This window comes from Enterobacter huaxiensis, assembly GCF_003594935.2.
Taxonomy (GTDB): domain Bacteria; phylum Pseudomonadota; class Gammaproteobacteria; order Enterobacterales; family Enterobacteriaceae; genus Enterobacter; species Enterobacter huaxiensis.
In genome coordinates, this window is record NZ_CP043342.1 from 2,433,604 (window position 1) to 2,453,571 (window position 19,968).

The window sequence follows — 19,968 nt, forward strand, 5'->3', positions numbered from 1 at the left end:
TAGGGCCGCAAATAATTAATCAGAGATTTTCAGAAAGGATTTCTTTAATCTTATTGTTATCCAGCAGATTCGATAAGCCAAATACCCGTGCAGAATGGCTGGATAGATGTTCAGCTATATCTTTGGCGCTAAGAATAATATCGGCAATTTCACTTTTGGCTGAAGTCAGATCGGTATGGGAAACCTCTGCTTCTTTATTCAGCTCTTTAATGATTTTTTTCACATTCATCTCAACGATAAAGCTGCTACCTAAACCGTTACCACAAACAATCAGAACCTTTTTCATCTCTACCTCACTATACGTTGATAACGGCTTGAATTGCTTCCATTGATGATGCTTTCAGCAGTGCTGAGAGTCGTTCATCATCACTAAAAATGTCTGCCAGGGCTGTAATCATATTGATGTGCTCATCTCCCGAAAGCGCACAAAGCATAATCACGACGTAAATAGGGTCATTTTCTTCCGCATCAAAAGAAACGCCTTGTTTAATATGTAAAAGCGATAGCCCATTTTTTATAGACCCTTGCTCCGGGCGAGCATGAGGCATCGCCAGGCCAGGCGCTAAAACATAATAAGGACCAAGTTTTTCGTGGCTGTTAAAAATGGCCTGAATATAATCTTCAGTAATCGTCTCTTTCGCCAACAAGGGTTGGGCCGATAACGTAATTGCCTGTTTCCAGTTGCTGACTGAATCCACAATCTGGATATTTTCCGTTGGTAACCAGGTCCTAATCATAAATACCCCGATAGCGTTGAAAGTGAGCTTACTATAGTGGAATATCTTCGCGAGTTACCGTGATCTGTATCTCAAAGTTAGCGCTAACATGGCGATAATGTTAAAATTCTTGTTACCGCTAACTTTGTTGCCCATACTTATCATTACTTTGCAGTTGGGCAATGCGCAAAATGCCAAACATCATTTACAATGGCTGCCCAGTCAGGCAAAAGGAGGACATCAGTGCAGACGTTAGAAGCGGACGATAGCGCGAGAGAAAAACGCAGGAAAAACACGGGTAAAATTACGCTCGCTGAAGTGGCAAAACTGGTCGGCGTTAGCACGATGACCGTGTCACGCGCGTTACGCATGCCTGAAAAAGTGAATCCTGAACTGCGCACACGCATCGAAGCAGCGGTAAGCGAGCTGGGCTATGTGCCAAATCTGCAGGCCCGTAGCCTTGCCTCTGCTGACTCCAGCCTGGTGATGGGTGTGGTGCCTTCTTTTTCCTCTCCGGGCTTTCTTGCTGTCTCCGAAACACTGCAGACCGTGCTCGCGACCCAGGGCTACAGCATGATGTTTATCGAGTCCGGCCAGGGTGGACAGAGTGAAGAAAATGCGTTTGCGCAGATGCTCGCTTACAACCCGGCTGCTATTGTCCAGTTCAATATTGATAACATCAGCAGTTGTTCGCAAATGATAAGTAACACGGGTGTGCCGGTAGTTGAGATTGGTGCCATCAATCGCGATGCAAGCTGGGTCAGCATTGGTGTTGACTACGCTGCGGCCATCAAAAAGCTGGTCACATCGCTTGTTCAGGCCGGATACAAAAATATCGGCCTGCTCTGCACTGCCGCCAATAACATTATGTTTCGCCAGGTACTGAGCGGTTGGAACAGTGCAATGATCTCCCTTAACCACTCACCACATCGCGTAGTGACCTCTCATCTCCCTGCAGGTATTACAACCGGTTTAAATCTGCTGGGCGATATTCGTATCACCTGGCCTGAGTTGGATGCGTTGATTTGCACATCGGATGAAATTGCCTGCGGCTGCATTATGGCCTGCCACGGTACGGGGCAAAAAGTGCCCAACGCCCTGGCATTGGCAAGCTTGAGCGGTGGTACCCTCGCTGCAGTTTGCTCACCGGCTCTCACTGCGGTCGAATTCCCATGGAGTGAAACGGGAACTGTCGCAGGAAAAACATTGCTTGATCTACTGGATGGCACATCCACAGACAGAGCCATAGAATTACCCTCTACTCTGCAAGTTCGCGCCAGCACCAGAAAACAGTAGAGTTCCGGGTGTAAGATAAGAGGGAAGGGTGGTCTTGTCTTTGGCAACGGGTATAACGCTATTTTTTTGCCTTAAAAGTTAATGCCATCAAGGCACTGGCCGCCGTAAACAATCCAATTATCCAGCCCATCGTCCATGGTGTGCCGTCACTGAGCAGGGCGAGAAGTAGTGAAGAGATGATGCCGCTTCCGTATTGCAACGCACCCATCAGAGCAGATGCTGAACCTGCAAGATTAGGAACTGCGTCAAGTGCGCAAGCCGTGGACGTAGCAGCGATAATGCCGTTCATAGAGAAGAACACAAACACAGCGCCAACAATCACGGTAATTCCACCTACGCCCAGGCCGGTGGTGATCGCCAGCACCATAGCCGCAATAGTGGCGATAAAGACGGCATTCTTGAGCAAAGTTTCCAGAGGATAGCGGTGAACCAGGCGTCTGTTGACCATGCTCACGGCCATTAATCCAACAATGTTTACTGCAAACAGCCAACCGTAATGCTGCGGGTCAACGCCGAAGTACGTGATGTACACAAACGGAGAGCCTGTGATAAAGGCGTAGGCCGCGACGTAGTAGAACGTCAGGCACAAAGTGAACCGCATGTATCGGGCGTTGGTGAGCAAGGCATAGTAGTTGTGAAAGGCTTTGTTTACGGAGGCTTGCGAGCGTTTTTCAGCAGGTAAAGTCTCCGGCAACCAGAATAAAGAGATGAGCATTAATGTTCCGATAATTGCCAGCAGCCAGAAAATGGCATGCCATGAGGTCACTTTAATCATTTGCCCGCCAATCAGAGGCCCGGCAATCGGGGCGATGGCCATAATGATCATCAGAGTCGAAAGCATCTGTGCTGCACGAGTACGGCTAAACAGGTCACGGATCATTGCTCGGGCCAGCATCGGACCGGTACAGGCACCTAACGCCTGAAAAACACGCCAGAAGACAATTTGTACGATATCCGTTGATAACGCGCAGCCCACCGAGCCAACAATAAATAGACCTAAACCGATGAACAGCGGGAGACGGCGCCCGTAACGATCGCTCACAGGGCCCCAAATCAGTTGCGCAATGCAAAACCCGATAAGGAACCCTGTGATTGTCAGCTCTGCATCTCCCTGTAAATCTTTTGCCATGACGGGCATAGCCGGAAGATAGATGTCGGTTGATAAAGAGGTAACAGCCATCAACGCGCTGAGAATGAGAACAAATGACAGACCGTTTTTTTTAGCCGTCAAAGACTGCGTTCGTGCATTTTGATTGAACATGGTAATCCGCATGTAACAGGAGGGAACTGCTGCATGTTAACGGATCAAGGTCCGATGATAATGGCTTCGTGGAGGATAAGCGCTATGAGCAAGATTCATCAATGAAATGATGCAGTGAGTCATAACACTGGCTGGCAGAAAACAATCAGAGGAAAGCGGGTAGGTTTTAACTACGTGGCTTATGAACTTACGCCATATTGCATTTAACATAATATACATTATGCGCACTAACATCATATGAAACGATTTCTGCCATTTTGGCTGCATAGTTTGATTGCTTGATTTTAGGACCTCCGTCACACGGTCATCCCCGATCCCGTCCGCGATTCCTCGCTGATTCTATACTTACTGTCTCCCAACTGATTTGCAGGTATCAAGAATGTTTGACCATCTCAAATTCGGCGTCAGCGATTACGAAAAAAGTAAAATCTTTTTCCTGAACGCGCTCCGGCCCCTTGGCATCGAGATCATTGACGAAGGCTCGGCAGACTACGGTGTTGAAATGAGTTCTGGAAATGTGTCGCTTTGTCTTTTTCAAACGAATGAGAAACCTTCACCACTTCACCTGGCATTTGTGGCCGAAACCCGTCAGCACGTCGATGATTTTTATTATGCCGCGCTTCGCGCTGGCGCACAGGATAATGGCGCTCCGGGTCTGCGGTCCTACGGCAAGAACTACTATGCTGCATTTGTTATCGCGCCTGATGGCCATAATATCGAAGCCGTTTGTCACGCACCCGATCGTTCATAGCATTACCCCTCTGTAACGTTATGCGATTAATCCTTCCTGCACTAATTTGCTTGTATTTGCACGACAATGCTTATTATGATGTTCTGTGAGCGTTATTCTCGGCTGAAAATCCTTATTCGTGCAATTTAACGCATTTTCACTTACAGAGGTATTTATGACCCAACAGTTGATTTTAATCGCCGGCCCCTATCGCAGCGGCACGGATGGTGTGCAGGAACGTATTGACGCTAACCTTGCAAAGCTCGAAAACGCCGCGCTTGCGGTATATCAACGTGGCCACATTCCGGTGATTGGGGAATGGCTGGCATTGCCGCTGGCAAAAGCGGCAGGTTCGACATCCGTTAGTGATGAAATCAGCCAGGCGATGCTCTATCCCGTGGCTCACCGGCTTATTGGAAAGTGCGATGCCATTTACCGTATTGAAGGTAAATCGAAAGGTGCCGATATGGACATTGAGGTTGCCCGTAAGCTGGGACTACCTGTGTATCATCACGTCGACAGCATTCCTCAGGCTTAAAAATTCAACGTACGCCTGTCCCGGCTGCAGACAGGCTTTTCGCTAATCGCGCGTGCAGTCTCAGGACGTTAGAGGTGATTGATTCTGTTACCTTTTCAGAAAAGCCATCCGGCAGTAAGTCAGTAACGCGTTCGAGCGCCTGCGGCACCTCTTCGGCAAACGCATGCATAATCTCCAGCATCTGATCCTGCGGGAAATGCACCGCCTTTGCGGTTGCCAGAAAATGGCGCGGGTGTATTTTGTCGACGGCATTTTTACGGCCTTTTGATGCATTCAGGCTCATTGCCAGCTTCAGATCGCTGATATGAATGCCCGCACCTCCCAGTACAGGAAACGCGGAGATAATGTCGTAAAATGGCGTTAACCGATAGCTTCCGCGCGGCTGAATAAAGATCGAGAAGTTCTTCGCATGTCCATCCGTTGCCCCCAACAGCCACTGAAAAACGCTGAACTTCATGAAATTATAGCGATCGGTCAGCGCATCGCTGGAGCCGAGTAAAAATTTCATAATGTGTGCAATCCCGGGACCGCCGTCTGATTCATATTTCAGCGATGACGGCAGGCCAAAGGCCTGACACATATCTTCCTGCGGCAGCCGGAACAATACCGAGCGGTCAGCGCTCCAGCGTCGGTCAAAGCGTTCAACCGCCAGCGCCCGAATTCCTCCCGCGGTTATAATCTCTGCATTCGGCACGTCGAAACCTAGCCGTCTCGCCAGCATAAGGCAGAAGTATTCGTTATCAACGCTGTCACTGAGATCCAGCGTGGCATTGGGTTGCCTGATTTCACCGATCGGCAATTTGATAATGTGTGTGGTTGGCGTTGTCGCTTTAGGAATACACCAGTCGTTCCCCATTTTCATTAGCGCCGTTTTTTCCTGCGCACCCGCGACCGAAATGCGGAAGTCACTTTCCTCATTAATCATGCCCAGCGGAATGTCAGATTTATAGGCTGACAGAACCGTTTCCAGCTTGTGCTCGCTCAGCTTCTCCCACGTCATACCCGCTGCATTGATGGCTTCATCCACAGGCAGTAACGTCACCGCCCCAACGCTGTCGCGCCCTACTTCGGCCAGCAAATCAAACGGTTGTTTTGAACGCGCATGATAGCGTTTGACGATACGATCTCTGACCACCGGGCTGTCTGGCAGCAGATTATCAAAGAAGTTGAAAACGGCATCGGACGTTATATTGCCAAACTGCAAAGGCAGCGAGAGCGACAGCGGCCGTGCAAAGCGACTGGACATCCAGCCGCTGTCATATTTAAACGTATGGGCTCCGTTGGGCAGTTTTGTTAATTCGCCAACGCGCTCATTATTCATCCATGTCACAAGTTTAGGCATTACCAGTCCAGATCCTGCATATCATTATTCGCCTCGGCCTGGACGTCACCGCTTTCGTACAGCGCCATGGTCATACCGAGCGACTGTAAAACCTTAAAAAAGGTGGTCAGGGTTGTCTTATCGGGATTGTTTTCAAAATTAGAGATAGTGGCCTGCTTAATCCCGATTTTTTTGGCCAGCTCGCTCTGCGTCCAGTTGTTTTTCTGACGAACCAGCTTCATGTAGTTTGCCAGCTGAATCGGACTGTAAATCATTGGTGGTGTCATGCGATCTACTTCCCAAAGTTTTTATCCCCTTATAGGGATACTGGAAGTATTATCCCTGCAAGGGGATAGTGTCAATGTTCAGATGACATTATCCCTTACTGCGGATATCAGGCACATTATCCGCATTAAGGGATAAGCGAGCAGGTTAGCGCGAATAGTCGTCATTTTTATCCTCAGTGACAGCGGCTGCGGTGACGAGAACATGATTAAAGCACAGTCCGTCTACGCCTGATATTTTGCCAAACTCGCAGGCATCGATACTCATAGACTGCAGCGTTAGCGCCCTGACGGGACGGTCCGGGTAGCCCTCAATAAAAAATGCGCGTGAGAAAAGTTGGCTGTTTGAACGGCAGGCAGTGATGTTCTCCAGCGTAAGATGGCAGACCTCAGTCAGCCCCTCCTCTCCTTCTACGCCCTCCGCCAGCTTGCGCCAGTGTTCAGGTTTATCCGCCAGGTTGGCATTATCGCCATAGCTGTACTGCGGGAACCAGTTTAGCTGGATGAGGACAGGAAAACGCACATCCAGAAGCTGAAGGTGGCGGACGGTGATATGGCGAATAAACCCGCCGCGATTGCGGGCCGACTTGATACGAAAGCCAACCCCCGTACCGTTAAAATGGTTGTTTTCGATCAGCACGCGCTCAATTCCACCGGACGTTTCGCTGCCTAAGGTAATCCCGGATCCTTTATTCAGCGTGCAATCACGAATAACGATGTCCCTGGCCGCACGGGCTTTTTGCGCGGCTTCACGACCACGCCCCGCTTTGATACAGATGTTGTCGTCATTGCATGAGACCGTACAGCGCTCAACCCGAACCTGCTCGCAGGAATCGATATCAATCCCGTCCGTGCTGGGACCTGCAGAATTGCTGATATGCACACCTTCGACGGCAACATGCCGTGAATAGCACAGATGCACATTCCAGAAGCCAGACTCGCGGCTGGTAAAATCTTTAAGCAGGATGTTTTCGCTTTCATAAACAAGAATATTACGCGGTCGCTGGCAGTCATAGTCGACCACCCAGCGTAAGACTTTGGCGCTGTATTCCCCTACCATTCCGCTCTGTTCGTCATCGCCCCAGAAACGCTGCCACCAGACACGTCCTTGCCCGTCAAGGGTGCCCGAGCCGGTAATGCTCACGTTCTTACATCCGATCGCATTAATGATCCCGGCCGGCCACCGCATGTCAATGCCGGCTACGCGGGTGTCGATAAGCGGATAATCCTCCAGACGCTGGCTGCCAAGCACGTGCGCGCCGGGTTCAACGTGCAGCCGAATGTCGCTTTTAAGGAAGATCGCGCCAGTGAGAAAATGTCCTGCGGGAATAACGACGGTATCGCCAGGCTGCGCGATGTCGATGGCCTGCTGGAAAGCGGATGTTGACAGGCGTTCAGCGCGGGGGTCTGCACCAAACGCAAGGATAGAAATGTCTGCCATGTGAGGGCCTTATACTGTTGAAAATTCGCAGTATAAGAAGCGGCTTAGAGGATAACCTTTACCTCACCGACAGCCTGGCCGGTAAGCTGGCAGAAACCCGGTGATCCGCATGTTCAACCGGAGGTTTTTACGATCGTCACGCCCTTCTCTTCTACGGCGGCGATCCAGCTTTCGTCCGTATCGTCTTCAACCACAAGGGTGTTCGCCAGCGTCAGATTGCCAATGACAAAGGATGACGCGGCGTTAATTTTTTCCGGCGACGCTAGCACGATGGTTTCTGCCGCTCTGCCGGAAAATGCACGTTTGATGCACGCTTCTTCAAAATCGCCGGTGGTTAGCCCCGCTTCAGGATGGATACCCGTCACGCCCATAAAGAACAGATCGGCATGAATGTTCTCAATACCTTCAATCGCCGCTGCGCCCACCGTGACAATAGAGTGTTTATACAGGCGGCCGCCGATGAGGATAACCTCAATGACAGGGTGTTCGACCAGCGCCAGCGCAATGCTGGGGCTGTGGGTAACCACGGTAATCTGCAGGTCTGGCGGCAAGAAGGCGATCAGCTCTGAGGTTGTCGTCCCGCCGTCAACGATCACCACCTGGCCTGCGGAAATTAACTCTGCGCCCTTTCTGGCGACATTTTTCTTAGCATCCATTTTTACGGATTTGCGCTCGGCAAACGGCACCGTCGCGGAAGATGCCGGCAGCGCGCCGCCGTGCACGCGCTGCAAACGGCCTTCTGCGGCAAGCTCGCGCAAATCGCGACGGATGGTGTCTTCGGACACCGCAAAATGGAGGCTGAGCGCCGTGGACTGAACCTGGCCTTCAGCCTCCAGCTTTTCGAGAATTAATTGCTTGCGTTGGCTAGTGAGCATCTTCCCTTCCTGATATTGCATGTTTTATCTTGAAAGTACACGATAGTGCTGTTTATGATGTCTACTTTACGTAAGGAGTGACAATCGTGCAATCAAAACGCGCAGATATACGCATTATCGAGAGTGAAATCCTGTCCCATAACTGGTACAGCCTGAAGAAATATACCTTTGAACAACAGCGCCGTGACGGTGAATGGCAACGACAGAGTCGCGAAGTTTACGATCGGGGCAACGGCGCGACGATATTGCTCTACAACCGCGAGCGGAAAACGGTCATCCTCACCCGCCAGTTCCGCTTCCCGGTGTTTATTAACGGTCACGAGAGCAATCTGATTGAAGCCGCGGCAGGGCTGCTCGACAACATGGATCCGGAAAGCCGAATCAAGGCGGAGGCGGAAGAAGAGACGGGTTTTAAGGTCGCACGCGTGCAGAAGATATTCGAAGCGTACATGAGCCCGGGTTCGGTAACGGAGAAACTCTATTTCTATGTCGCAGAATACCAGCCTCAGGATCGAACCGGCGCGGGCGGCGGGGTTAAATCAGAAGGTGAAGATATCGACGTACTGGAAATCTCGCTTGAAGACGCGCTTCGGTATGTAGAAACCGGCCAAATCGTCGATGGCAAAACCATCATGCTACTCTATCACGTGGCGCTGAAAGGCATATTCTAAACTGCGCTGATTCAGATACCTGCCGCAGTGCAGGTATCTGCCTGTGCTATTCTTGCTGAACACGGCAAAAGCGGAGATGCGAAATGGCTGACTGGAACCCTTCTCTTTACCTGCAATACAGCGCAGAACGTACACGTCCCGCAGCGGAGTTGCTCGCGCGGGTTCCGCTGAATGACGTTAACGCGGTCGTTGATTTGGGATGCGGTCCGGGGAACAGCACCGCATTGCTGAAACAACGCTGGCCCTCTGCACAGATCACCGGGGTGGATAACTCACCCGCCATGCTGGAGGAAGCCCGTAACGCCCTGCCTGGCTGCCTGTTCGTCGAGTCGGATATCCGCCAGTACAAGCCAAAGCACCCCATCAACCTTATCTACGCCAACGCCTCTTTGCAGTGGATCCCGGACCATTATGACCTTCTGCCGCACCTTGTTTCCCTGCTGAGTTTAAACGGCGTGCTGGCATTTCAGATGCCGGACAACTGGCTCGAACCTACACACGTGCTAATGCGCGAAGTGGCCTATGAGCAAGGTTATCCCGACAGGGGCCGCGAGCCGCTGCCGGGCGTTCACGCCTATTACGATATTCTGACGGATGCGGGTTGCGATGTAGACATCTGGCGGACTACGTACTTTCACAAGATGAGTTCGCACCAGGCGATAATTGACTGGGTGAGCGCGACGGGGTTGCGCCCCTGGCTGCAGGAGCTAAACGAAAGCGAGCGGAAAAATTACCTGAAGCGTTATCACCAGCTGCTGGAAGAGCAGTATCCGCTCCAGGAGAACGGGCAGATACTGCTGGCCTTTCCGCGACTGTTTATCGTCGCTAAGCGTGAGCCCTGAGGCGCTAAGGCTACGAACGTGCCTCTTTAAGTAATTGCTGAATGACCTGCTCTTGCTTCTCGTAATTACCTTCTCCAAACGAGGTGTAGCGCAGCTGCCCCCTGGCGTCAAAGTAGTAATGCGCGGGCCAGTACTGGTTACCAAATGCATTCCAGATTTGATAGTTGTTATCCGCCACGATCGGGTAAGGCAGCTGCCATTTATTGACCGCATTTTTGACGGACGCGAGCGGTTTTTCCCACGGATATTCGGGGGTATGCACCCCTATCACCACGAGCCCCTGCGGCTGGTATTTGTTTGCCCATTCCCGAACGTGCGGAAGCGTATGTTGGCAGTTAATGCAGTCCCAGGTCCAGAAGTCGATCAGCACCACCTTGCCTCTCAGAGATTCTGGCGTGACAGGGTCACCGTTTAGCCACCCCGTCCCTCCGCTTAGTGAAGGCAGCTGGCTGCTCGGTGCGGTTTGTACCACCGGCTGCAATTTCAACGGCGCTGAGCTGGGTTTGGCCAGGGTTAAGAGGGAATTTTCCAGACGATCGGCCATCCTGTTCGCCCCCTTAAGGGCGGAGGCCATTCCGGTGACGTTAAATATGACCGCCGCCAGCATCGTTGCCCCTGCCGCCTGGCGCAGCCGTTCCATAAGCGCAGATTTTTCTCTCAGCGGCACGATAAGCTTACGCCCTCCGGCAACGAGCAGGCCTAGCATCAGTGCGTATCCGCTGCCGTAGGCCACAAGCAGTGAGGCGGTAGTCATCGAGGAATGGCCGGCAATGTTGATACTAAAAATCGCGCCGAGGATCGGCCCCGCACAGGGGGACCAAAGTAAACCAACCGCCAGCCCCGCCAGAAACGCGGAAGGCATTCCGCGCGCTTGCCCGCTGCGGGCGTTAAGCCTGTTTCCCGCGCTAACGGCAGGCCCTGCGATCCGCTGTGCAAACGTGGGGAAAATCAGCGTCAGGGCCGCAATAGCCAGAATGAAGAGCGCGAGCCAGCGGCCAACTATCGTGGCCTGGGCGATCCACGCGCTGGCGGCCGTGACGGCCATGGCCACCAGGGTAAACATCACAACCATTCCGCCGAGTAGCGCGAGAATGTGTCGCCGTTGCCCCTGAAATCCAGCAAAAAGCAGAGGTATAACGGGAAGCGTACAGGGGCTAAGCAGGCTTATAATGCCGCCTAAAAAAGCAATTATCAGAAACATAATGACCTCACATTACAGTATTGCTGCGAAGCTGCAGTGAGGTCATTTCAACCTAGTGTTGTATTCAGGATATGTGCAAAACGGCGGGTTTTGTCTGGCTACGTATCGATGCAGAAGCCAGATACAAAACCCTACAATCAACGTCTCGGAAGCCTGATGGCGGCATCCAGTCCGCCCTCGGCGCGGTTCGTCAACGTCAGATGTCCGTCCAGCTTTGCAGCAAGCTGCGCGGCGATCGCCAGCCCTAGCCCGGTGCCTCCGGTATCACGATTACGTGACGTTTCTACACGATAGAATGGCTGTAAAACAGCCTCGAGCTCGGCATCGGGTATTCCCGGGCCGCCGTCGATGACGTGGATGACAACCCAGTCAGGGTGTGAAAGCGTAATTTCAACGGCGGCGTAGTCGCCAAACTTAAGGGCGTTATCCAGCAGATTGGTGAGGATCCTGCGGAGCGCCTGCGGCCGCGTGACGAGGGGCAAACGCAGCGCCTGGGCCCGAAACTGCACGTTTTTACCGATGTCCTGGTAATCAGACGCGATGCTGTTAACCCAGGCGTTGAGCTCCAGCTTGAGCGGCGTCTCTTCGAGTGATTCTGATGACCGGGCATACGCAATGCCTTCCCGCACCAGGCGCGACATATTGTCCAGGTCATTCAGGAGCTTGTCGCGCAGCTCGGGCTGTTCGGCCATCTCAACGCGAAGCTTCATGCGCGTGAGTGGCGTCTGGAGGTCGTGAGATATTGAAGCCAGTATTTGCGCTCGCTCCTGAAGGTAGGACTGAATTCGCGATTGCATCGCATTGAACGCGTGTGCCGCACGACGCACCTCGATCGGCCCGTTTTCGCTCATCGGGCTGTTGGCGGCCGGATCGAGCGAGTCTACCGCGCGCGTAAATTGCGAAAAAGGCCGTACAACCTGACGTACGGCGAACCACGAACAGAGCGCGACAAGCAGGAGCTGCAGGACCAGCACTACCGGAAGCCAACGGGCCACGGGCGGCATGCGTGGGATGAGGTCAATGGTGAGCGGCGCGCCGTCACTTAACGTCAGGTGCGCCTGGATATGCGAGACCGGCCCGGGTACGGCCGTAAAGTGAAGCGGATAGTTCGCCGCCAGCGTCTCTGTTAGGGTGCGGATCGCATCCTGAGACCGTTTATCCTGCGGCGCGGCGCCCGGTTCACCGGGGCCAAGAAGGTAACGGTAATTTCCCCGATCGAGCCGCCCAAGCCATTCAGCCCGTTCGCTCGCCGGAAGCCGGTCGAGAATGGCTACGCTGGTCGCCACGTCATACTCCAGGTTTCCCAGCATGACGCTGCGGGCGCTGCGCATGCGTTCAACCATCACCAGGGTCAGGCTGAGTGAGTTGGCGAGCAACAGCCCGAGCAGGACGATAATAAGTAGCCGGGTCAATAGCGAACGAGGCCAGAGCGTCATTCATTAACCTCTTTGATCGTCACCGGCATAGTGAAGACATAGCCTTCGCTGCGCACGGTCTTGATATAGGCGGGCGTACGAGCATCTTCGTTCAGCCGCTGGCGAACGCGGCTGACCAGCAAATCGATGGAGCGTTCGAACAGTTCCGCATCCCGGCCCTGCGTCAGGTTCAGAAGCTGGTCGCGGGTCAGCACGCGCTGCGGATGATCGAGAAAAACGCGCAGCAGACGGTATTCCGCACCGCTGAGGGCCACAATCATCCCTTCGCCGTCAATCAGATGGCGCGCGACGGTATCGAGCTGCCATTCACCAAACTCAACCAGACGCCCTGCTTCGGTAACCTGTAGATTAGGCGGCATGGTGCGAAACCGGCGCATAATCGCCTTTATGCGCGCCAGCAGTTCCCGGGCGACGAAGGGTTTTACAACGTAATCGTCTGCCCCCATCTCCAGGCCAAGGATGCGATCCGTCTCCTCATTGCGTGCGGTAAGCATCAGGATCGGCAGATCTTTATGCCTGCTGCTGCGCAGCTGTCGACAAAGCGTGAGTCCGTCGTCGCCGGGCATCATCACGTCCAGAACCACGAGGTCGATATGCTGTTTATCAAGCACGACGCGCATCTCTTTGCCGTTGGCGGCTCCCGTCGCGTGATAACCCGACTTCACGAGATAATCGACAATCAGTCCACGAATATCCCTGTCGTCATCGACGACAAGGATATGATCAATATGCTCCACCGCAGGCTCCTGAATGAAGGGTAACGGATTGAAAATAGCACATTTTAGAGTTTATCCGCGTCGACAACCGCTTTAACGAACGCCTGGGGATCTTCTTGTGGTGGGTTGTGCCCTACGGTTGCGCCGAAGGTGCGGTGTTCATATTTACCGGTAAATTTGCTGGCATATGCCTGCGGAGCAGGATGCGGCGCCCCGTTGTTCCCGCCCTCTATGGTGATGGTCGGTACGGTAATATTCGGCAGTTTTGCCAGCGTTTGCTCGTAGCTGTCGTATTTGTGTTGCCCTTTTTCCAGCCCTAAACGCCAGCGATAATTGCTGAGGGTCACGGCAACGTGGTCCGGGTTATCCAGGGATTTGGCGCTGGCGTTAAAAGTGGCGTCGCTAAATTTCCAGTCTGGCGAGGCCTGGGACCAGATCAGGCGCGCAAAGTCATGGGTGTTTTTAGCATACCCTGCAGCCCCGCGCGGGGTGGCGAAATAGAACTGATACCACCACTGGAGTTCCGCTTTCGGCGGCAGCGGCTGTTTGCCAACCGCCTGGCTGCCGATCAGATAGCCGCTGACCGAGACCAGCGATTTTACCCGCTCAGGCCAAAGGGCGGCGACGATATCTGCCGTGCGTGCTCCCCAGTCGTAGCCGGCGAATACCGCCTGTTTGATGTTCAACGCATCCATCAGGTTTACGATGTCTTTGGCCATCGCTGAGGGCTGGCCGTTACGCGGGGTTTTATCCGAGATAAACCGCGTGGTTCCGTATCCTCGCAGTGAAGGAACGATAACGCGGTACCCTTTCGCCGCCAGCGCGGGAGCGACCTCGGCATAGCTGTGAATATCATAAGGCCAGCCATGTAATAAAATAATCGGTTGTCCATTTTTCGGGCCGATATCGACATAGCCGACGTTCAAATCGCCGGCGTTAATTTGCTGAGGTTGATTGAATGCGGCCGCGTAGTCAGTGCCGGTGGCTTCAGCCTGACAGGACATCACGGTGCCGAGGGAAACGGTCAGAGCAAGCGTAGAGTAAGCGAGTTTATTAAACATGTTGGTATCTCCGGTTGAATACAATTCACGGGGATATAACACCAATTTTTTGTATAAGGGATATGTGCGAATTCGGCTTTTTTGCAAGCCTGTGTATGTATCTCCTGCACGGATACAGTGTGATACAAACACAGGGCTTAATGCGGAACATGGCGGTCGCGTACTGCGGGTCTACACATCAATAGCCATGTTAAAACAGCGCAGTTCAGCGTCGGCCAGGCGGGAAAGCCACTGCGTCTCGCCCAGCGTGACAAACCCGCATTTTTGATAAAACGAATGGGCGTTTGGGGTCGACGCGAGGGTTAAGCGCGGAATGCCTCGCGCCTGCGCCTCTTCTTTCAGCGCATCGATAATTTGCGTAGCCATTCCCTTGCCGCAGGCCGCGGGCAAGGTAAACACCGCTTCGATGCAGTTCGTTTTCAGATCCAGATAACCGGTCGCGGCCACCGCGCCGCTCTCGTCTTCTGCAACAAAGAAGGGATTTTCGACCACCATTGTCCGGTAGTGCTCCGGCATATCGTCGGGCGTCCAGCGCGTAATGACGTCTGGGTCGTAGCAGGATTTACAGCCGCTGCGGATCGCCTGGTTACGGATGTTCCAGAGTATTTCAGCCTCTTGCGGCTCTGCCCGTCTTATTACCATGATTCCCTCTGCGAATTTTAGTGGTGAATGATTTACAGCATGTCGGAATGGATTGTGATAATGATGAAAATACCAGAAGGCAAACAGAAACATAACGCTTAAAAAAGGAGATGCGCGGATGCCGATCCCCACGCTTACCACTGAACGTTTGATGCTCAAACCCCTGGTCGCCGAAGACGCGCCTCAAATCCAGCAGCGTTATCCGCGCTGGGAGATCGTGCGTTACATGGTGTCTTCAGTGCCCTGGCCCTATCCGAATAACGGCGCGGAATATTACGTTAACCACGTTGCGCTGCCGGACATGGCAAAAGGCATCGCCTGGTTCTGGAGCATCCGGCGGCGTGAAGCCCCTGACGAACTGATGGGGATCATCTGCCTGTACGACGTGGATGATAACAATCGGGGATTCTGGCTGGCGCCGGAATTTCAGGGCAAGGGGTATATGCGAGAGGCCAGCATTGCGGCAACCGACTACTGGTTTAATACCCTGAACAAACCGGTGCTGCGCGCACCGAAGGCGGCTGACAATGACCGCTCCAGGCGTATTTCAGCCAGTAGCGGCATGCGGCTCATCAGGACGGAAAAGAAAGAGTACGTCAGCGGCCTGCTGGATTCCGAGCTGTGGGAAATCACTCGCGACGAGTGGAACGCCCATCAGGTCAGCTGATAGTACTTATCCGGGAATTTCCTTTCGGGGATATTCTCTTCATCGTTCATCTGCAGCAGGTCGCGTTCCATCATGTTGCAGATGGCATCGAGCGGCAGATCGTTGTCTTCCGTCCCAAAGGGATCTTCCAGCTCTTCTGCCAGCGTATCCAGCGAGATAAAGGTGTAGGAAATCAGCGCGGAGACGAACGGCGTCATGTAATGCAGATCCACGACTAGCGCAAAGGGCAGCATGATGCAGAACAAATAGACCGTGCGGTGCAGGATCAGCGTGTAGGCAAACGGAACGGGCGTTGTGGCGATACGCTCGCAGCCTGAAAGGACGATAGACATATCGTTCAGGCGGTTGTTCAGGCTGTGGAACAGGATGTCTGAAAGTTGTCCGTTGCGGCGGCGTACGGCCAGCCACTCCCCCATGATCAGCAAAATACGGTTCGCGGGCGAGTTCGAGCCCATCACTTTACGCAGATCGTCAGGCGCAAGATACGGCGAAAGCTGTTCAGCGTCGGTTTCCCGGCGCAGCGTCATGCGCAGGCAGTTTGCAAAGGCAATCTGCAGCCGGACGAACTCACCGAGATGCTTATCTTCCGGTAAGGTGTTTTTTACCTCGCGAAACAGCGAGCGTGCCGCTATCATCAGTTGCCCCCAAAGCTGGCGAGCTTCAACGTAGCGTGAATAGCAGGCGTTGTTTCTGAACCCGAGGAAGATGGCGATGGCCACACCTAAAATGCTGAACGGTGCGACGGTGAATTTGATGCCCAGCGAGGTATACCACGGCAACATCAGAATGACGGCGATAGAGAGCAGGAAGTTAAGCAGCAGGCGGGTGTAGATTTTTGGCAGGACTGAACCGTGCCAGACGAAAATCAGTTGTAGCCAGTGCTGTTGTGGACGAACAATCATAGTCAGCTTCAGGAAAGGAAAGAGCGCGGCTATTAAACGTGATCCCTCTCACAGTTGCAAGCTTGTTAACAGGACATTGCATAATTCGCCCTGCTTGACTTAAAACGCACGGTGCTGCAGGTGCTTTTTAAAAAAAGCAGCACATAGTATGTTGTAACTAATGCAAGCGTGATAAAACCCGGCCGTAGCCGGGAGGAACAATTAGCACAGCGGTTTCACCGCGGCACGCATGCCCTGATGCAAAATTGCATCGAGATCCAACGTAACCTGTTCTACCAATCCCTGAACCTGAGTGAGATCCTGTTCCCAGTGCTCGCTTACGCTCAGAACCGCGTTTACCAGTTCGCGGGTGCCAATCTGTTTGTCGTGATGCTGCGCCCACAGCTGCTGATAACGCTCAAGCCAGTGCGCATCATCCTGAACCGGGTAGCTCTCGCCATTACGCTCGGCGCGGTAGAACGCAATCAGCGCCGCCAGCGCAAACGTGAGGCGTGCAGGCAGTTTGCCGGTAGCCTTCTGCCCTGCCAGCAGCTGCGGCAGGATGCGCGTGCGGTACTTGGTCATGCCGTTGAGGGCAATCGACAGAAGCTGGTGCTTGATGTACGGGTTACGGAAGCGGCCCGTTACGGCGCTGGCAAAGGATTCCAGCTCGTCACGAGGGAGATCGAGTACCGGGATAATTTCCTGATAAATCGCCTTTTCAACAAATGCGCAAACGTCAGCATCGTTCATCGCCTCGCCCACGGTATCCAGCCCGGCCTGGAAGGCAACCGGCACGAGCGCGGTGTGCGCGCCGTTCAGGATCGCAACCTTGCGTTCTTTATACGGCTTAATGTCATCAACAATCAGGACGTTAAGCGGGAATTTATCCAGGCGCAGCTCGGCTGCCAGAGAGGCTGGCCCCTGAATCACAAACAGGTAGAAGTGTTCAGCCGTATCCAGGAACCCGTCGTGATAGCCCAGCTCAGCTTCCAGCGCCGCCACCTCATCACGCGGATAACCGGTTACGATACGGTCAACCAGGGTAGAACAGAAACTGTTGGCTTCGTTGAGCCACTGGATGAATTCTGCAGGCAGCGCCCACTCCTGCGCATAACGTAACACCAGTTCACGCAGCGCATCACCGTTATAGTCGATGAGCTCGCACGGAATAATGACCCAACCTTTGTCCAGCGCGCCGTTGAAGTGGCTGTAGCGCTCGAACAGCAGGCGCGTCAGCTTCGCCGGATAGCTTACGGCAGGCGCATCGTCGAATTTGTCGCCCGCATGGTAGCTGATGCCCGCTTCCGTCGTGTTCGAGAACACAAAGCGCATATCCGGGTTATGAGCCAGCTTGAGGAATTCATCATATTGACCGTAAACGCTGATTTCGCGGTTCACAGAGCGGATAAGCCGCGCGTCGCTGACCGCCTCGCCCTGCTCGTTCAGGCCGCGGATGATGGTGGTGTACAGGCCATCCTGGGTGCTCAACGACGGTGGGAAATCACTCTGAATGGGCCGCACGATGACCACGCCGGCATTCAGATCGGTGTGCTCATTTAACAGGTCAATTTGCCAGTCCACGAAGGCACGCAGGAAGTTGCCTTCGCCAAACTGAATGATACGTTCAGGATAGAGCGCTCCGGGGAAATCACGACGGTTGAGTGTGTTCACAATGGGGGTCCTTTTATGATTAGTCATACAGCCTGATAAGATTGGTGTGATAACTTATCAAAACTTCACAACCAAGACCCCTGTTTTGATCAATTCATGGTGCAGTTGTGAAAAATACTCATAAGAATTTATAGAACACCGATGTCGCCGTCATTGCACCGTCAGGCATCAGGGCATAGCGCGGGATCTCGCCCACTTTTTGCCAGCCAGCGCGCTGATAAAACGTCTCGGCTCCGCTGCCGGTTGAGGTATCGAGCACGAGCACCGAGAGCCCCTTCTCGCGCGCGGCCACTTCCAGCGCCTCCATTAGCGCCATAGCCGCCCCTTTACGACGCGCTTTTTCATGTACCAACAGTTTTGCCACGTCCGCGCGGTGCGGCTGGTTCTCGGGTTGATCGGTAATGAGCTGTACGGTGCCAATAATGCCGTCCTGCTCGTCGATGCAGGCCAGGACGGTACGTTCGCCGCGCCCTGCGCTTTCGGCCACGCCGAGCCAGAATGCTCGCGCCTTTTCACCGCTGAAGGGCAGCATAAAGCTCACCGACGCGCCGCCGTTAACGCAGTTTTCGAGGATGCCGGACAGCACGTCAATGCGGGAGAGAATATCGTTCCGCGAGAGGGTTTGAATGCGCAGTGGAGAGTTCATGGTTTTTCCTTATGATGAATCTCTCCACATTGCTATTAACATTTATTTAACGCAACAACTTAGGCATAGGCTTTTGTTATGTCACCTCTCCGCGTGGCGCTGCTGCTTCATGGCATACATTTTTTGATCGGCGCTTTTAAGCCACTGCTGCATATCGTTGCTGCTATGGTCGTATTCACTCAGCCCCCATGAGAACTGTAGCGACCAGGGGTGTAACTTGCGTGCGTTATAGTTTTCCGTCTGCTCCGTGAGATATTGCATGGCAATCCAGGCACCCTGCTCATCCGTATCGGCAAACAGCACAGCAAACTCATCGCCGCCAAAACGCACCAGCAGGTCTGCCTCTCTGAACGAAGCACGCATCAGGCTGGCCATAACTTTCAGCGCTTTATCCCCCTCCTCGTGGCCAAAACGGTCGTTGATGGCTTTGAAATGGTCGAGATCCAGCCAGCCCAGCGTTAAAGGTTCGGCCCGACGCTTTGCGACCGAAAGGGCAAACTTCACCAGCTGATTAAAGCCGCGACGGTTAAACAGCCCGGTGAGATCGTCGGTGGTTGCCGCGCTGACCGCCGCAAATTCGTCCTCCGCCAGGGCGCTGAGGTCGCTCAGCACGGCGAGATCGGCCGCGGAAAATTCACGGGGAGAAAAATCAATCAGGCAGAGCGAGCCGACGCTTGCACCGTCCGGCAAACGCAGCGGGAAGCCCGCATAGAAGCGGATCCCGGGGTCTCCGGCCACCAGCGGGTTATCGGCAAAGCGCTCGTCCTGATACGTATCGCCCACCACCAGCGGCGCCTCGCTGAGAATGGTGTGGCCGCAGAAGGAGATGCGGCGAGGCAGCGTCTTGCTCGCCTGCCCTTCGGCAGACTTCACGATAAGCGAATGCTCGTCAACAAGGTTGACCATCGCCAGCGGCACGTTGAAGAAGCGCTTTGCCAGACGCGTCAGGCGGTCGAACGCCGGTGAACCGTCGAGTTCAAGCAGCCCGGACTCACGCAGCGAGTTCAGACGTTCCGTTTCATTTGCAGGGGTTGCAGGTGCTTTCATAACGTCTCCTGACGCTTGGCTT

General features: G+C 53.6%; 22 protein-coding genes. 6 read left to right on the forward strand and 16 right to left on the reverse strand.

Translation table 11 applies throughout. From position 1 onward, the window contains the following. Positions 1-19: 19 nt before the first annotated feature. Together D5067_RS11655 and D5067_RS11660 are read right to left on the reverse strand one after the other, a co-directional pair. Positions 20-286, reverse strand: a complete 267-nt coding sequence (locus D5067_RS11655; RefSeq protein ID WP_119936663.1) for a PTS sugar transporter subunit IIB — start codon at positions 284-286, stop codon at positions 20-22. A gap of 10 nt (positions 287-296) precedes the next feature. Continuing rightward, positions 297-737 (reverse strand): PTS sugar transporter subunit IIA, encoded by a 441-nt coding sequence (locus D5067_RS11660; RefSeq protein WP_119936664.1) that lies wholly within the window; start codon positions 735-737, stop codon positions 297-299. A gap of 222 nt (positions 738-959) precedes the next feature. Between D5067_RS11660 and D5067_RS11665 the strand changes: the two genes are divergently transcribed. After that, positions 960-2,012, forward strand: coding sequence for a LacI family DNA-binding transcriptional regulator (locus D5067_RS11665; protein ID WP_119936665.1), 1,053 nt, complete (start codon positions 960-962; stop codon positions 2,010-2,012). 58 nt (positions 2,013-2,070) lie between these two features. On the opposite strand, the gene D5067_RS11670 is transcribed toward D5067_RS11665, so the two are convergent. Beyond that, positions 2,071-3,273, reverse strand: coding sequence for a multidrug effflux MFS transporter (locus D5067_RS11670; protein WP_119936666.1), 1,203 nt, complete (start codon positions 3,271-3,273; stop codon positions 2,071-2,073). A 379-nt stretch (positions 3,274-3,652) separates the two neighbouring features. On the opposite strand from D5067_RS11670, the gene D5067_RS11675 reads away from it, so the two are divergent. Then, entirely contained in the window at positions 3,653-4,024 is a 372-nt protein-coding gene (locus D5067_RS11675) for a VOC family protein (RefSeq protein WP_119936667.1), read from the forward strand. Positions 4,025-4,178: 154 nt separating this feature from the next. Continuing rightward, entirely contained in the window at positions 4,179-4,541 is a 363-nt protein-coding gene (locus tag D5067_RS11680) for a TIR domain-containing protein (RefSeq protein ID WP_119936668.1), read from the forward strand. A 4-nt stretch (positions 4,542-4,545) separates the two neighbouring features. Here D5067_RS11680 and D5067_RS11685 read toward each other — a convergent pair whose 3' ends face one another. The 4 genes from D5067_RS11685 to D5067_RS11700 form a co-directional block, all read right to left on the reverse strand. Further along, complete coding sequence (locus D5067_RS11685; RefSeq protein ID WP_119936669.1) at positions 4,546-5,883, reverse strand: type II toxin-antitoxin system HipA family toxin; 1,338 nt, start codon at positions 5,881-5,883, stop codon at positions 4,546-4,548. Beyond that, positions 5,883-6,149, reverse strand: a complete 267-nt coding sequence (hipB, locus tag D5067_RS11690; protein WP_119936670.1) for a type II toxin-antitoxin system antitoxin HipB — start codon at positions 6,147-6,149, stop codon at positions 5,883-5,885. The genes D5067_RS11685 and hipB overlap by 1 nt, the downstream gene beginning before the upstream one ends. A gap of 145 nt (positions 6,150-6,294) precedes the next feature. Further along, positions 6,295-7,587, reverse strand: coding sequence for a glycoside hydrolase family 28 protein (locus D5067_RS11695; protein ID WP_119936671.1), 1,293 nt, complete (start codon positions 7,585-7,587; stop codon positions 6,295-6,297). 113 nt (positions 7,588-7,700) lie between these two features. After that, positions 7,701-8,462: a DeoR/GlpR family DNA-binding transcription regulator gene (locus tag D5067_RS11700; protein WP_119936672.1), complete on the reverse strand. Its 762-nt coding sequence runs from the start codon at positions 8,460-8,462 to the stop codon at positions 7,701-7,703. An 86-nt stretch (positions 8,463-8,548) separates the two neighbouring features. On the opposite strand from D5067_RS11700, the gene D5067_RS11705 reads away from it, so the two are divergent. Together D5067_RS11705 and tam are read left to right on the forward strand one after the other, a co-directional pair. Continuing rightward, complete coding sequence (locus D5067_RS11705) at positions 8,549-9,133, forward strand: NUDIX hydrolase (RefSeq protein ID WP_119936673.1); 585 nt, start codon at positions 8,549-8,551, stop codon at positions 9,131-9,133. Positions 9,134-9,216: 83 nt separating this feature from the next. Beyond that, positions 9,217-9,975 carry a trans-aconitate 2-methyltransferase gene (tam, locus tag D5067_RS11710; RefSeq protein WP_119936674.1) on the forward strand — a complete coding sequence of 253 codons (759 nt, stop codon included), beginning with the start codon at positions 9,217-9,219 and terminating at the stop codon, positions 9,973-9,975. 10 nt (positions 9,976-9,985) lie between these two features. Here tam and D5067_RS11715 read toward each other — a convergent pair whose 3' ends face one another. The 5 genes from D5067_RS11715 to D5067_RS11735 form a co-directional block, all read right to left on the reverse strand. Next, a complete protein-coding gene (locus D5067_RS11715) occupies positions 9,986-11,176 on the reverse strand; it encodes a cytochrome c biogenesis protein DipZ (RefSeq protein ID WP_119936675.1) in 1,191 nt (396 codons plus the stop codon). A gap of 137 nt (positions 11,177-11,313) precedes the next feature. Continuing rightward, positions 11,314-12,612 carry an ATP-binding protein gene (locus D5067_RS11720; protein WP_119936676.1) on the reverse strand — a complete coding sequence of 433 codons (1,299 nt, stop codon included), beginning with the start codon at positions 12,610-12,612 and terminating at the stop codon, positions 11,314-11,316. Continuing rightward, complete coding sequence (locus D5067_RS11725; protein WP_119936677.1) at positions 12,609-13,349, reverse strand: response regulator; 741 nt, start codon at positions 13,347-13,349, stop codon at positions 12,609-12,611. The genes D5067_RS11720 and D5067_RS11725 overlap by 4 nt, the downstream gene beginning before the upstream one ends. A 44-nt stretch (positions 13,350-13,393) precedes the next feature. Continuing rightward, the gene (locus D5067_RS11730; RefSeq protein ID WP_119936678.1) at positions 13,394-14,389 is read right to left on the reverse strand and encodes an alpha/beta fold hydrolase; all 996 of its coding nucleotides are present in this window, start codon (positions 14,387-14,389) and stop codon (positions 13,394-13,396) included. 171 nt (positions 14,390-14,560) lie between these two features. Continuing rightward, on the reverse strand, positions 14,561-15,031 hold the full coding sequence (locus tag D5067_RS11735) for a GNAT family N-acetyltransferase (protein WP_119936679.1): 471 nt from the start codon (positions 15,029-15,031) through the stop codon (positions 14,561-14,563). A 118-nt stretch (positions 15,032-15,149) separates the two neighbouring features. On the opposite strand from D5067_RS11735, the gene D5067_RS11740 reads away from it, so the two are divergent. Then, the gene (locus D5067_RS11740; RefSeq protein ID WP_119936680.1) at positions 15,150-15,698 is read left to right on the forward strand and encodes a GNAT family N-acetyltransferase; all 549 of its coding nucleotides are present in this window, start codon (positions 15,150-15,152) and stop codon (positions 15,696-15,698) included. Here the strand turns inward: D5067_RS11740 and D5067_RS11745 are convergent. From D5067_RS11745 to D5067_RS11760, 4 genes are all read right to left on the reverse strand, one after another. Further along, positions 15,686-16,600 (reverse strand): bestrophin family protein, encoded by a 915-nt coding sequence (locus D5067_RS11745; RefSeq protein ID WP_119936681.1) that lies wholly within the window; start codon positions 16,598-16,600, stop codon positions 15,686-15,688. The genes D5067_RS11740 and D5067_RS11745 overlap by 13 nt on opposite strands. A 201-nt stretch (positions 16,601-16,801) precedes the next feature. Then, complete coding sequence (locus D5067_RS11750) at positions 16,802-18,253, reverse strand: tagaturonate reductase (RefSeq protein WP_119936682.1); 1,452 nt, start codon at positions 18,251-18,253, stop codon at positions 16,802-16,804. Between the two features lie 118 nt (positions 18,254-18,371). Next, the gene (locus tag D5067_RS11755; protein WP_119936683.1) at positions 18,372-18,899 is read right to left on the reverse strand and encodes a GNAT family N-acetyltransferase; all 528 of its coding nucleotides are present in this window, start codon (positions 18,897-18,899) and stop codon (positions 18,372-18,374) included. 81 nt (positions 18,900-18,980) lie between these two features. After that, positions 18,981-19,946, reverse strand: a complete 966-nt coding sequence (locus D5067_RS11760) for a sensor domain-containing diguanylate cyclase (RefSeq protein ID WP_119936684.1) — start codon at positions 19,944-19,946, stop codon at positions 18,981-18,983. Positions 19,947-19,968: the final 22 nt, after the last annotated feature.

Excerpts from the sequence above, each read along its gene's own strand:
- D5067_RS11720 (WP_119936676.1), bottom strand. The coding sequence starts at position 12,612 with ATGACGCTCTGGCCTCGTTCGCTATTGACCCGGCTACTTATTATCGTC.
- D5067_RS11735 (WP_119936679.1), bottom strand. The coding sequence starts at position 15,031 with ATGGTAATAAGACGGGCAGAGCCGCAAGAGGCTGAAATACTCTGGAAC.
- D5067_RS11730 (WP_119936678.1), bottom strand. The coding sequence starts at position 14,389 with ATGTTTAATAAACTCGCTTACTCTACGCTTGCTCTGACCGTTTCCCTC.
- D5067_RS11745 (WP_119936681.1), bottom strand. The coding sequence starts at position 16,600 with ATGATTGTTCGTCCACAACAGCACTGGCTACAACTGATTTTCGTCTGG.
- D5067_RS11755 (WP_119936683.1), bottom strand. The coding sequence starts at position 18,899 with ATGAACTCTCCACTGCGCATTCAAACCCTCTCGCGGAACGATATTCTC.
- tam (WP_119936674.1), top strand. The coding sequence starts at position 9,217 with ATGGCTGACTGGAACCCTTCTCTTTACCTGCAATACAGCGCAGAACGT.
- D5067_RS11685 (WP_119936669.1), bottom strand. The coding sequence starts at position 5,883 with ATGCCTAAACTTGTGACATGGATGAATAATGAGCGCGTTGGCGAATTA.
- D5067_RS11760 (WP_119936684.1), bottom strand. The coding sequence starts at position 19,946 with ATGAAAGCACCTGCAACCCCTGCAAATGAAACGGAACGTCTGAACTCG.
- D5067_RS11700 (WP_119936672.1), bottom strand. The coding sequence starts at position 8,462 with ATGCTCACTAGCCAACGCAAGCAATTAATTCTCGAAAAGCTGGAGGCT.
- hipB (WP_119936670.1), bottom strand. The coding sequence starts at position 6,149 with ATGACACCACCAATGATTTACAGTCCGATTCAGCTGGCAAACTACATG.
- D5067_RS11660 (WP_119936664.1), bottom strand. The coding sequence starts at position 737 with ATGATTAGGACCTGGTTACCAACGGAAAATATCCAGATTGTGGATTCA.
- D5067_RS11680 (WP_119936668.1), top strand. The coding sequence starts at position 4,179 with ATGACCCAACAGTTGATTTTAATCGCCGGCCCCTATCGCAGCGGCACG.
- D5067_RS11675 (WP_119936667.1), top strand. The coding sequence starts at position 3,653 with ATGTTTGACCATCTCAAATTCGGCGTCAGCGATTACGAAAAAAGTAAA.
- D5067_RS11655 (WP_119936663.1), bottom strand. The coding sequence starts at position 286 with ATGAAAAAGGTTCTGATTGTTTGTGGTAACGGTTTAGGTAGCAGCTTT.
- D5067_RS11740 (WP_119936680.1), top strand. The coding sequence starts at position 15,150 with ATGCCGATCCCCACGCTTACCACTGAACGTTTGATGCTCAAACCCCTG.
- D5067_RS11715 (WP_119936675.1), bottom strand. The coding sequence starts at position 11,176 with ATGTTTCTGATAATTGCTTTTTTAGGCGGCATTATAAGCCTGCTTAGC.
- D5067_RS11695 (WP_119936671.1), bottom strand. The coding sequence starts at position 7,587 with ATGGCAGACATTTCTATCCTTGCGTTTGGTGCAGACCCCCGCGCTGAA.
- D5067_RS11670 (WP_119936666.1), bottom strand. The coding sequence starts at position 3,273 with ATGTTCAATCAAAATGCACGAACGCAGTCTTTGACGGCTAAAAAAAAC.